The organism is Streptomyces sp. NPDC052299 (genome assembly GCF_040679335.1).
Classification (GTDB): domain Bacteria; phylum Actinomycetota; class Actinomycetes; order Streptomycetales; family Streptomycetaceae; genus Streptomyces.
Genome location: NZ_JBFAUP010000004.1, coordinates 137,674 through 150,995, shown reverse-complemented (window position 1 = coordinate 150,995; position 13,322 = coordinate 137,674). Strand labels below are relative to the sequence as shown.

General features: G+C 75.9%; 2 protein-coding genes. Both read left to right on the top strand.

The window, feature by feature from the left end:
* The first annotated feature begins 292 nt into the window (after positions 1-292).
* Positions 293-6,736: an amino acid adenylation domain-containing protein gene (locus AB0L33_RS08450; RefSeq protein ID WP_365678910.1), complete on the top strand. Its 6,444-nt coding sequence runs from the start codon at positions 293-295 to the stop codon at positions 6,734-6,736.
* A complete protein-coding gene (locus tag AB0L33_RS08445) occupies positions 6,733-13,203 on the top strand; it encodes an amino acid adenylation domain-containing protein (protein WP_365678908.1) in 6,471 nt (2,156 codons plus the stop codon). Before AB0L33_RS08450 ends, AB0L33_RS08445 begins: the two co-directional genes overlap by 4 nt.
* The last annotated feature ends 119 nt before the right edge of the window (positions 13,204-13,322 follow it).

The window sequence follows — 13,322 nt, the reverse complement described above, 5'->3', positions numbered from 1 at the left end:
AATCCGGTAACTCGCCCCGGCGGCCGACCGGCAGCCCGTGACGCCGGTTGCCGGTCGCTTTCCTGGTGACCGCACGTGCGTTCGGCGAGCATCGATGCCACGGCGCCGGCCCGTCGACACCCTGCCGTCGCCGCCCCGCACGTCCCGGGGCGGCCGCGCCCGCCGTCACCCCGGCGCCGCCCCACGACCGCCGGACGTCCCGCCCTGCGGACCGCGCCGAACACCCCGCGGTCCGGCCCAGGGCACCAGACCGAGGCGCGCTGGAACGCGCCGGGAAGGTGGTCGTCGTCCGATGACTCCGCTCGTCACCGAAGGCACCCCGTTTCCGCTGACCGCCGCCCAGCGCGGGGTCTGGTTCGCACACCGGCTCGCCTCGCCCACCTCGACGTTCAACCTGGCCGACTACCTGGAGATCCGGGGCCCGGTGGACGCCGGAATCCTCCGCCGCGCGGTCCGCGCCGCCGAGGTCGAGAGCGGCACCTTCGACGTCGCCTTCGGCGAGGGCCCGCAGGGCCCGTACCAGACGGCCGTCGCGCAGGCCGGCGAACTGCTCCGGGAGATCGACCTCTCGGACCGGCCCGACCCGCACGCCGAGGCACTGCGCTGGATGGCCGCCGACCGGCACACCGCCCTGGACATCGTCCGCGACCCGCTGTTCAACGAGGTGCTGCTGAAGCTCGGGGACGCGCACTTCATCTGGTACAAGCGCTGCCACCACATCCTCATCGACGGCTTCGGCAGCGTCCTCTTCACCCGCCGGGTCGCCGAGCTGTACGCCGCCGAGGCGGCCGGTGAGGAGCCCGCGGGCGCCCCGCTGAACACCCTCGCCGAGCTGGTCGCCGAAGAGGCCGCCTACCGCGCGTCCGACCGCTTCACCCGCGACCGCGCCTACTGGCTCGACCGGTTCGCGGTGCAGCCGGAGACCGCGACCCTGTCCGACCGCACGGTGCCGGGCCGGGCCGGAGAAGTGCTGCCCACCCGCACCGCCGAACTGCCCGAATCCGCGCTGGCCGCCCTCCGGACCGCCGGACGCGAGGCCCGGACCACCTGGACGGTGCCGGTGCTCGCCGCGGTCGCCGCGTACCTGCACGGCATGACCGGGCAGCGCGACCTCACCATCGGCGTCCCGGTCGCGGCCCGGCGCACCGACATCGCCCGCAACAACCCCGGGATGATGGCCAACCAGCTCCCGCTGCGGCTCACCGTCGACCCGGCCACCACCCGCTCCCAGCTGCTGCGCCAGGTCGCGACCCGGCTGGCCGAGCTCCTGGAGCACCAGAACTACCCGTACGACGACCTGCGGCGCGACCTGAAGCTCGTCGGCAGCGGCGGCCACCTCTTCGGGGTGCAGGTCAACATCATCCCGGGCAGCGCCGACCTGCTCTTCGACGGCCACCCCACCTACGCCCGCACCCTCCAGGGCGGCCCGGTCCCCGACCTCAACATCAGCGTCCGCCCCCAGGGCACCGGACAGGGCGCCGCCATCGACTTCGAGGCCCCCGCCGACCGCTACACCGAGGACGAACTCGCCGCCCACCAGGAGCGGTTCCTGCGCTACCTCACCGCGCTGGCCACCGCCCCCGCCGACCTCCCCATCGGCCGCGTCCCGCTCCTCGGCCCCGACGAGCGGGCACGCGTCCTCGTGGAGTGGAACGACACCGGCCGGCCCGACGCCGGGACCACCTTCCCCGAGCTGTTCGAGCGGCAGGTCCGGGCCACCCCGCACGCCGACGCCGTACGGGCCGGGGAGACCACCCTCTCGTACGAACGCCTCAACGCCCGCGCCAACCGGCTGGCCCGCCTCCTCGCCCGCAAGGGCGCCGGGCCCGACACCCGGGTCGCCGTCGCCATGGACCGCTCACCGGACGCGGTCGTCGCCGTCCTGGCCGTCCTGAAGGCGGGCGCCGCGCACCTTCCGGTCGACGTGTCGTACCCGGCCGAGCGCATCGCGTACATGCTGGACGACGCCCGGCCCGCCCTCATGCTCACCACCCGCGCCGCCGCCGCCCGGCTCGACGGCCTCGCGGACCTCCCCGAGCAGCTGTTCCTGGACGAGCTGTTCGTCGGCGACCTCTTCCTGGACGAACTCGTCCTGGACGAGGCGTCCCTGGCGCCGCACGCCGACGACAGCGACCTCACCGACGCGGACCGGACCGCGCCCCTGCGCCCCGGCCACACCGCCTACGTCATCTACACCTCCGGGTCCACCGGGCGCCCCAAGGGCGTGCTGGTCCCGCACACCGGGATCGCCGCCCTCGCCGCCACCCAGGCCGACCGGCTCGCGCTGCGGCCCGGCGAACGCGTCCTGATGTTCGCCTCGCCCAGCTTCGACGCCTCCGTGTGGGAGCTGTGCACCGCGCTCCTCACCGGCGGCTGCGCGGTCGTCGCCCCCGCCGAACGCCTGCGGCCGGGGCCCGCCCTGGCCGCCCTGATCGCCGAGACCGGCGTCAGCTGCCTGCTGCTCGCCCCCTCCGCGCTGTCCGTGATGGCCGAGGGCTCGATCCCGCCGGGCGTCACGCTCGTCGTCGGCGCCGAGGCGTGCCCGCCCGACCTCGTGGAGCGCTGGTCGCCCGGCCGCCGCATGGTCAACGCCTACGGGCCCACCGAGTCCACCGTCATCACCACCATGAGCGACCCGCTCGCCGGGCGCACCGTCCCCCGCATGGGCCGCCCCGTGCACCGCACCCGGGTGCGCGTCCTGGACGAGGCGCTGCGCCCGGTCCCGGCGGGCGTGGCCGGCGAGGTCTACATCGCGGGCTCCGGCCTGGCGCGCGGCTACCTGAGCCGCCCCGGCCTGACCGCCGGCCGGTTCGTCGCCGACCCGTACGGCGGGCCCGGCGCCCGCATGTACCGCTCCGGCGACCTCGCGCGCTGGACGCCCGACGGCGAGCTGGAATACCTGGGCCGCGGCGACGACCAGGTCAAGGTGCGCGGCTTCCGCATCGAGCCCGGGGAGATCGAGGCGGTCCTCGCGGCCGACCCGGCCGTCGGCCACGCCACGGTCGTCGTCCGCGAGGACGCCCCCGGCGTGCGCCGCCTCGTCGCCTACGTGGTGCCGGAAACGGACGCGGCGCCCGAGCCCGCCGCGCTGCGCGAGCTGGCCGCCGCCGGGCTGCCCGCATACATGGTGCCCGCCGCCGTCGTGGTGCTCGACGCGCTGCCCCTCACCCCCAGCGGCAAACTGGACCGGAACGCCCTGCCCGCACCGGAGTTCGCCGGCGCCGCCGAGAGCCGCGCCCCGCGCGACGACCGCGAGCGCCTGCTGTGCGAGCTGATCGGCGAACTCCTCGGCGCCACCGCCGTCGGCATCGACGACAACTTCTTCGACCTGGGCGGCGACTCGATCGTGGCCGTCCAGTTCGTCACCCGCGCCGCCCGCGCCGGGATCGGCCTGACCCCGCAGGACGTCTTCACGCACCGCACCGTCGCCGCCATGGCCGCCCACGCGGCGGGCATCGACGCCCCCGGCGACGGGACCCCGGCCGCCCCGCCGGTCCCCGAGCCCGTCGGCCCCGAGGAGGCGGCGGCCCTGCGCGCCCGCTGGGCCGGGCGGAACGCGGAGGCGCTGCTCCCGCTCGCCCCGCTCCAGGAGGGCATGCTCTTCCACGCCTTCTACTCCGGCGCCGCCCTCCGCGACGGCGACACGGACGCCGGCCCCGACCCGTACAACGTCCAGAAGGTCTTCGGGCTCGCCGGGCCGCTCGACGCCGAGGCGCTGCGCCGCGCCTGCCGGGGCGTGCTCGACCGGCACCCCGCGCTGCGCGCCGCGTTCGACCGCGCCGGGTCCGGGGTGCCCGTGCAGGTGATCTGCGGCGGCCTCGACCCGGACTGGGCGTTCCACGACCTCGCGGACCTGGCCGAGCCTGAGCGCGCCGCCGCGCTGAGCGGGCTGCTCGCCGCGGACAAGGCCCGCCGCTTCCCGATGGACACGCCGCCGCTGATCCGCTTCGGCCTCGTGCGCACCGCCCCCGACGAGCACCTGCTCGTCATCACGAACCATCACATCCTGTACGACGGCTGGTCGTTGCCGCTGGTGCTGCGCGACCTGTTCCTGCTCTACGCGGACGGCGGCACCGGGTCCGCGCTGCCGCCCGCCGTCCCGGTCTCCGACCACCTCGCGTGGCTCGCCGCCCAGGACCGCACGGCCTCCGAGGACGCCTGGCGCACCGCGCTCGCGGGCCTGGACGAGCCGACCCTCGTCGCCCCCGGTGCCCAGGCCGCCACCGGCGCCCCCGCCCTCGCCGTCACCGAGCTGGACGAGGAGCTGACCCGGGCGGTGAACGCGGCCGCCCGCACCCGGGGCCTCACCACCAGCACCGTCGTCCAGGGCGCCTGGGCGCTGCTCCTCGCGCTGCTCACCGGCCGCGACGACGTCGTGTTCGGCACCACCGTCTCCGGCCGGCCGCCCCTGCTCCCGGGCGTCGAGGAGATGGTCGGGATGCTGATGAACACCGTCCCGGTCCGGGTCCGCGTCGACCCCGCGCAGCCGTTCGCCGCGCTCCTCGCCACCGTGCAGTCGGAGCAGGCCGCGCTCACCGGGCACCACCACCTCGGCCTCGCCGCGCTGCAGCGGCTGACCGGGATGCCCGAACTCTTCGACACCAGCACGGTCTTCGAGAACGCCCCGGTGGACCGCGCGTCCATCGGCCGGGCCGTCCCGGGGCTGCGGATCAGCGTCGAGGAGTCCGACGCCACCGGCGCCACGCACTACCCGCTCAGCCTGATCGCCGCCCCCGGCGACCGGATGCGCCTGGAACTCACCTACCGGGCCGACCTGTACGGCGCGGCCGAGGCGGACGCCGTCCTGACCCGGCTCCGGCTCGCCCTCGCGGCGTTCGCCGCCGACCCGGACCAGCCGGTCGCCGGGATCTCCCTGCTCACCGCCGAGGAGACGGCCGGGGCGCTCGCGGCGGGCGAGGGCCCGGTCCGCGCCTTCCCGGACGCCACCCTGCCCGAGCTGTTCGCGGCCCAGGCCGCCCGCACCCCGGACGCGGTCGCCGTCGTGTGCGGCGCCGAGACCGTCACGTACGCCGCACTCGACGCACGGGCCGGCCGCCTCGCCGCCGCGCTCGTCGCGAAGGGGGCGGGACCCGGCCGGGTCGTCGGGGTGAGCCTGCCCCGCTCGGTCGAGCTGATCGTCGCCCTGCACGCCGTGCACCGCGCCGGGGCCGCCTACCTGCCGATCGACCCGGAGTACCCGGCGGAGCGGGTCCGCAACATGCTCGACGACGCCGGCCCGGTCCTCGTCATCGACCCGGCGAACTACGACGCCCTGACCGCGGGCGCCCCGGCCGCCGACGGCCCGGCCCCGGACCGCGCGCTGCCGCTGCACCCGGCCTACGTCATCCACACCTCCGGCTCCACCGGCCGCCCGAAGGGCATCGTCGTGGCGCACGCCGGGGTCGCCAACTACCTGCACTGGATGCAGGACGCGTTCCCGCTCGGCCCCGGCGACCGGGTCCTCCAGCGCACCTCGATGAGCTTCGACCCCTCGGTGTGGGAGATCTTCTGGCCGCTGATCACCGGCGCCGCCGTCGTGATCGCGGAGCCGGACGGGCACACCCGGCCCGGCTACCTCCCCGACCTCATCCGCCGGGAGAAGGTCACCGTCGCCCAGTTCGTCCCGTCCACGCTCGAAGTCTTCGTCCAGGAACCGGGCGCCGACCGCTGCGACGGGCTGCGGCGGGTGTTCTGCGGCGGCGAGGCCATGACCTCGGGCCTGGTGGAACGCTTCCGCGCCGTGAGCGGGGCCGCCCTGCACAACCTGTACGGGCCGACCGAGGTGTCCGTCTACTCCACGAGCCACCTGGCGGTCGCGGGCGCCGAACCCGCCGCCGTGCCCGTCGGCCGTCCCGCCTCCAACCTGCGGGTGTACGTGCTCGACGCCCGGCTGCGACCGGTGCCCCCGGGGGTGAGCGGCGAGATCTGCATCGCGGGGCCCGGCGTCACCCTCGGCTACGCGGGCCGCCCCGGGCTCACCGCCGAACGCTTCGTCGCCGACCCGTACGGTGCGCCCGGCACCCGGATGTACCGGACCGGCGACCTCGGCCGCCGCCGGGCCGACGGGGAGCTGGAGTACCTGGGCCGCGCCGACCACCAGACGAAGATCCGGGGCCACCGCATCGAGCTCGGCGAGATCGAGACCGTGCTCACCGCGGACCCCTCGGTGGCCCGCGCCGCGGTCATCGTCCGGGAGGACCGGGCGGGCGCCCCGCGCATCGTCGCGTACGCCGTCCCCGCCGCGGGCTCCCTCGACGCGGACGCGCTCCGGGAACACCTCGCCGCCTCGCTGCCCGGCTACATGGTGCCGTCCGTCCTGATGGAGGTCGCCGCCCTGCCGCTCACCCCGAACGGAAAGCTGGACCGCAAGGCCCTGCCCGTACCGGAGTCCTCGGCCGCCCCCGCCGGACGCGAACCGCGCGACGCCCGCGAGACCTTGCTCTGCGGCCTGTACGCCGAAGTGCTCGGCCTGGAACGCGTCTCGATCGACGACGACTTCTTCGGCCTCGGCGGCGACTCGATCATGTCGATCCGGCTGGCCGGCCGCGCCCGCACCGAAGGGCTCGACCTCACCCCGCGCGACGTGTTCACGCACAAGACCGTCGCCGCGCTCGCCCCCCACGCCACGGACGTCGCGGCGGGCGAGGGCGACTGGACCCCCGCCCAGCAGCCCCTCGTCCCGCTCGACCTGGACGAGCTCGAAGAGCTCGAAGCCCAATGGGAGAACGCCAAGTGAAGCAGACCTCGCTGGAAGCGGTCCTGCCGCTGTCCCCCTTGCAGGAGGGCATGCTCTTCCACGCTCTCTACGACACCGAGGGCGTCGACTTCTACAACATGCAGACGCCCCTGGAGCTGGCCGGGGCGCTGGACGCGCAGGCCATGAAGCGTGCCTGCGGGCAGCTCCTGGAGCGCCACTCCGGTCTGCGCGCGGGCTTCCTGCAACGCCGGTCGGGACAGGCCGTCCAGGCCGTGGCCCGGGCCGTCGAGGTGCCCTGGGAGGAGAGCGACCTCAGCGGCTTCGGCGAGTCCGAGCAGCGGGCCCGGCTCACCCGGCTCCTCGCCGCCGACCGCGAACGCCGCTTCGACCTGGCCCGGCCCCCGCTCGTCCGCTTCACCCTCGTCCGCCTCGGCGCCGAACGCCACGTCCTGGTCATCACCAACCACCACATCCTGGTCGACGGCTGGTCCCTGCCCATCGTGCTGCGCGACGTCTTCCGCCTCTACCGGCGGGCCCGGGGCGACGCCGGGCTGCCGGACCTGGAGGCGGTCGCCCCGTTCAGCGACTACCTGGGCTGGCTCGACGCCCAGGACCGGGCCGAGGCCGAACGCGCCTGGGCCGAGGCGCTGGACGGGCTCGCCGAACCGACGCTGGTCGCCCCGGCAGCCGCCGCGGGCACCCCGGGCCGTCAGCAGCGCGTCATCGCGGACCTCCCGGCCGAGCTGACCGCCGCGCTCGGCACGGCCGGGCGGCAGCGCGGGCTGACCCTCAACACCGTCGTCCAGGGCGCCTGGGCGCTGCTCCTCGCCTCCCTCACCGGGCGCGACGACATCGTGTTCGGGGCCACCGTCGCGGGCCGCCCGCCGCAGATCCCGGGCGTCGACCACATGGTCGGCCTGCTCATCAACACCGTGCCCGCCCGGCTGCGCATCGACCCGGACGAGCCGCTGTCCGCGATGCTGGCCCGGCTCCAGGACCAGCAGGCCCGCCTCGGCGGCTACCACTACCTGGGCCTCGCCGACATCCACCGGACCACCGGGCACACCGAACTCTTCGACACCACCGTCGCGTTCGAGAGCTTCCCGATCGACCCGCTCGCCGCGTCCAAGGCGATCCCCGGCATGGCCATCGCCATCGTGGAGGCCACCGGCCACGACGCCCACGAGGGCACCCACTACCCGCTCAGCCTCGCCGTCTACCCGGGCGACGAACTGCGCCTCGAACTCAACCACCGCCAGGACCTCTTCGACACCGAAGCGGCGACCGCCCTCCTCGGCCGGCTCCGGCTGCTCCTCGAAGGCTTCGTCTCCGCCCCGGACACCCCGGCCGGCCGCGTCGACCTCCTCACCGACGAGGAGCGCCGCCGCGCCCTCCACACCTGGAACGACACCGCCCGCGAGGTCCCCGACGTCACGCTCCCCGACGTGTTCGAGGCGCAGGTGCGGGCCACCCCCGACACCACCGCCCTCGTCGGCGGCGGGCAGGCCCTCACCTTCGGCGCCCTCAACGCCCGCGCCAACCGGCTCGCCCGGCTCCTCGCCGCCCGGGGCGCCGGACCCGACACCCTCGTCGCGCTCGCGCTGCCCCGCACCGCCGACACCTTGGTGGCGATCCTCGCCGTGCTCAAGGCCGGGGCCGCCTACCTGCCCATCGACCCCGAGTACCCGGCCGCCCGGATCACCGCGCTGCTCGCCGACACCGCGCCGCTCCTCCTGGTGACCACGGACGCCGTCGCGGCCGGGCTCCCGGACGGCGGCCCGGACCGGCTCTCGCTGGACGCCCTCGCGGACGGGCTCGACGGCGGTGCCGGAGCACCCTCCGACGCCGACCTCACGGACGCCGACCGCACCGCCCCGCTGCTCCCCGCGCACCTCGCGTACACCATCTCGACCTCCGGCTCCACCGGGACGCCCAAGGCGGTCGCGGTCGAGCACCGGGCCCTGGTGAACATGTTCCACAGCCACCGGGACCGGTTCTTCGCACCGGAGTCCGAGGCGGCGGGCGGCCGGCAGATGCGGGTCGCGCTCACCAACGCGCTGGTCTTCGACGCCTCCTGGAGCCAGCTCCTGTGGATGACCGGCGGCCACGAACTGCACCTGGTGGACGACGAGACCCGCAAGGACCCGCACGCGCTGACCGCGTACGTCACCGAGCGGCGGATCGACGTCCTCGACACCACGCCCAGCTTCGCCCGCACCCTCCTCGCGGCCGGGCTCCTCGCCGCCGGGGGCCACCGCCCGACCACGCTCGCGCTCGGCGGCGAGGCCGTCGGCGACGACCTGTGGGACGAACTGCGCGCCACCGAGGGCGTGAACGGCTACAACCTGTACGGCCCCGCCGAGTGCACCGTCGACGCGATGCTGTGCCGCACCGGCGACAGCGAGCGCCCCGCCATCGGCCGCCCCGCGCACAACACCCGCGTCTACCTCCTGGACGGCCGGCTGCGCCCGGTCCCCGTCGGTACGGACGGCGAGCTGTACATCGCGGGGGCCGGGCTCGCCCGCGGCTACCTCGGCCGCCCCGGTCTCTCCGCCGAACGCTTCGTCGCCGACCCCTTCGGCGCGCCCGGCGCCCGCATGTACCGCACCGGTGACCTCGGCCGGTGGCTGCCCGACGGCACGATGGTGTTCGCCGGGCGCGCCGACGACCAGGTCAAGATCCGCGGCTTCCGCGTCGAGCCCGGCGAGATCGAGGCGGTCTGCGCCGCCGACCCGGCCGTGGCCCGGGCGGCCGTCGTGGCCCGCGAGGACCGGCCGGGCGTCAAGCGCCTCGTCGCCTACGTGGTGCCCGCCGACGCCTCCGCCGACATCGCCGGGCTGCCCGGCCGGCTCGCCGGGGTGCTGCCCGCGCACATGGTGCCCGCCGCCGTCGTCACGCTGCCCGAGCTGCCGCTCACGATCAACGGCAAGCTGGACCGCCGCGCCCTGCCCGCCCCGGAGTTCGCGGGCACGTCCGGCGGCCGGGCGCCGAAGGACGACCGGGAACGGCTGCTGTGCGAGCTGTTCGCCGAGGTGCTGCACGTCGAACGCGTCGGCGCCGACGACAGCTTCTTCGACCTGGGCGGCGACTCGATCCTCTCCCTCCAGCTGGTCTCCCGGCTGCGCAAGGCAGGGCTCGTGCTCACCCCGAAGGACGTCTTCACGCACCGCACCGTCGCCGCGCTGGCCACCGCCGCCGCCGCGACCGCCGAGGCCGGGCCGTCGTTCGTGCCGCCGGAGGGACCGCTCGTCACCCTCGGCGCCGAGGAGCGGGCGGAGCTGGACCGGGACTACCCCGGACACCTGGACGTCCTGCCGCTGACCCCGCTCCAGCAGGGCATGCACTTCCACGCCCTGCTCGCCGAGGACGGCGTCGACGTCTACAACACCCAGCGCCCCCTGCAACTCGACGGTGAGCTGGCCCCGGGCGTGCTGCGGACCGCCTGCGAGGCGCTGCTCGCCCGGCACGACAACCTGCGCGCCGCGTTCGTCCGCCCGGCCGGAGGGGCCGCCGTGCAGGTGGTGCCGGCCGCCGTCGCCCTGCCGTGGACGGACCTCGACCTCAGCGGACTCGACGAGGAGACCCGGCGCGACCGGGTCGCCGCGCTGCTCGCCGAGGACCGGGTCCGCCGCTTCGACCTGGCCGAACCGCCGCTCGTGCGGGTCACCCTGGTCAAGCTCGCCGACGACCGCCACCTCTTCCTGCTGACGCACCATCACATCCTGCTCGACGGCTGGTCGCTGCCCCTGATGTTCCGCGACCTCTTCGAGCTGTACGCGAACGGCGGGGCCTCCGCGTCCCTGCCGGCCGTCACCCCGTACCGCCACCACCTCGGCTGGCTCGCCTCCCTGGACGGTACGGGCGAGCGGCTGTGGAAGGACGCGCTGGCCGGGCTCGACGGACCGACCCTGGTCGCCCCCGGCGCCGACGCGGCCGCCGCCGTCGTCCCGGACCTCGTCGCGCACCGCCTCGGCGCCGAGGAGACCCGCGCGCTCACGGCCGCCGCCCGCGCCCACGGGCTGACCCTGAACACCGTCCTCCAGTACGCCTGGGCGGTCGCCCTGGGCCGCCTCACCGGCCGCCGCGACGTCGTCTTCGGCGCCACCGTCGCCGGGCGCGCCCCGCAGCTGCCCGGCGCCGAGTCCGTCGTCGGCATGCTGATGAACACCATCGCGGTCCGGGTGCGCTGGGAGCCCGGGCAGCCCCTCTCCGGCGTCCTGGCCCGGCTCCAGGACGAGCAGGCCGCCCTCGGCGAGGCGCACCACGTCTCCCTGGCGGCCGTGCAGCAGAGCGCCGGGCACGGCGAACTCTTCGACACGGTCCTCGGATTCGAGAACACCCCGGTCGACCGGGCCGCCGTCCAGGAGCAGGTGCCCGGTCTCCGGATCTCCGTGGACGACACCGCGGCGCCCGGCGCGACCCACTACCCGCTCAGCCTGGTCGTGGTCCCCGGCGAGCGCCTGAGCCTCGAACTGAACTATCGGGGCGACCTGTTCACGCACGACGAGGCGGACGCGCTGCTCGCCGTGGTGGGCCGCGTCCTGGACGCCCTCGTCACCACCCCGGACCTGCCGACGGGCCGCATCTCGCTGCTCTCCGCGCCCGAGCTGGACCGCCTGGTGACCGGGCCCAACCGGGAGGCCGGCGCCCGCGCCGCGGCCCCGGCCACCTTCCCCGAGCTGTTCGCACGGCAGGTCGCCGCCCGCCCGGACGCCCCCGCCGTCACCGGACCGGGGGGCACCCTCTCGTACGCCGAACTCGACGCCCGCGCGAACCGCCTGGCCCGCGTCCTCGTCGCCCACGGCGCCGGACCCGAACGCCTGGTCGTCGTCGCCATGCCGCGCTCGACGGACTCCGTGGTGTCGATCGTCGCCGCGCTCAAGGCGGGCGCCGCCTACCTGCCGCTCGACGTCAACTACCCGGCGGACCGGATCGCGTTCATGCTCCGTGACGCCGCCCCGCACCTCGTCCTCACCACCCGCGAGGCCGCCGGGGGCCTGCCCGCCCAGGGGGACGGGCCCGCCCGGCTGTACGTGGACGAGCTGACGGTCCCCGCGTCCACCTCCGACGCCGACCTCACCGATGCCGACCGGACCGGCCCGCTGCGCCCGGCGTCCGCCGCGTACGTCATCTACACCTCGGGCTCCACCGGCACCCCGAAGGGCGTCCTCGTCACGCACGGAGGGCTCGCCTCGATGATGGCCGCCCAGGCCGACGGGCTCGACGCGAAGCCGCTCGGCAAGGTGCTGCTCTACGCCTCGCCCAGCTTCGACGCCTCCGTGTGGGAGCTGTGCACCGCACTGCTCACGGGGTCCTGCGCCGTCGTCGTGCCGGCCGGCGAGCTCCTGCCGGGGCAGCCTCTCGTGGACACCGTCGCCCGGTACGGGGTGAACTGCCTGCTGCTGCCCCCGTCCTCGCTGGCCGTGGTCCCGGAGGGCGGGCTGCCCGAGGGCGTCACGCTCGTCGTCGGCGGCGAGGCGTGCGCGCCCGACCTGGTGGCCCGCTGGTCCGCCGGGCGCCGCATGGTCAACGCGTACGGGCCGACCGAGTCCACGGTCATGGCCACCATGAGCGCCCCCCTGGCCGGGCGCACCGCCCCGCCCATGGGCCGCCCGGTCGCCGGCAGCCGCGTCTACGTGCTGGACGAGACGCTGCGCCCGGTCCCGCCCGGGGTCCCCGGCGAACTGCACATCGCCGGTGCCGGGCTCGCCCGCGGCTACCTCGGCCGCACCGCGCTCACCGCGCAGCGCTTCGTCGCCGACCCGTACGGCGCCCCCGGCACCCGGATGTACCGCACCGGCGACCTCGCCCGGTGGACCGCCGACGGGCAGCTGGAGTACCTGGGCCGCAGCGACGAGCAGGTCAAGGTCCGCGGCTTCCGCATCGAGCCCGGCGAGGTCGAGGCGGCGCTCACCGCCGACGCCTCCGTGGACCGGTCCGTCGTCGTCGCCCGCGAGGACGCCCCCGGCATCCGGCGCCTCGTCGGCTACGTCGTCGCCGCACCGGGCCAGCGGGTCAGCCCGGCCGCCCTGCGGGAGCGGGTCGGCGCGGTGCTGCCGGACTACATGGTCCCGGCCGCCGTGGTCGAGCTGGACGCCTGGCCGGTCACCCCGAGCGGCAAGCTCGACCGGAACGCCCTGCCCGCCCCGGACTTCAGCGCCGCCGCGACCGGGCGCGCCCCGCGCGGCGAGGCGGAGGAGCTGTTCTGCGCGCTCTTCCAGGAAGTGCTCCAGGTGGACCGGGCAGGCGCGGACAGCAGCTTCTTCGACCTGGGCGGCGACTCCATCACGTCCATCCAGCTCGTCACCCGGGCGCGCAGGGCCGGGTACGAGATCGCCCCGCGCGACGTCTTCGCGGGACGCACCGTGGCCGGTCTGGCCGCGCTGGCGAAGCGGCTCGGCTCCGAGGCCCGGCAGCCCGCCGCGGCCCCCGAGGAGCCCCTGGTCGCCCTGGACCAGGACGAGCTGGACGAGTTCACCGCGGAGTGGGACGACGACTCCGCCTGAGACCTCCCCGGCGCGCCCGTGCGCGCCGGGGACCACGCCCCACGACGAACCGGCAGGGACCCTGCTCGGCCGGTTCCGAGGGCGGCACCACCCGCGGCCGACGGGGCCGCAACAGGACC

Excerpts from the sequence above, each read along its gene's own strand:
- AB0L33_RS08450 (WP_365678910.1), top strand. The coding sequence starts at position 293 with ATGACTCCGCTCGTCACCGAAGGCACCCCGTTTCCGCTGACCGCCGCC.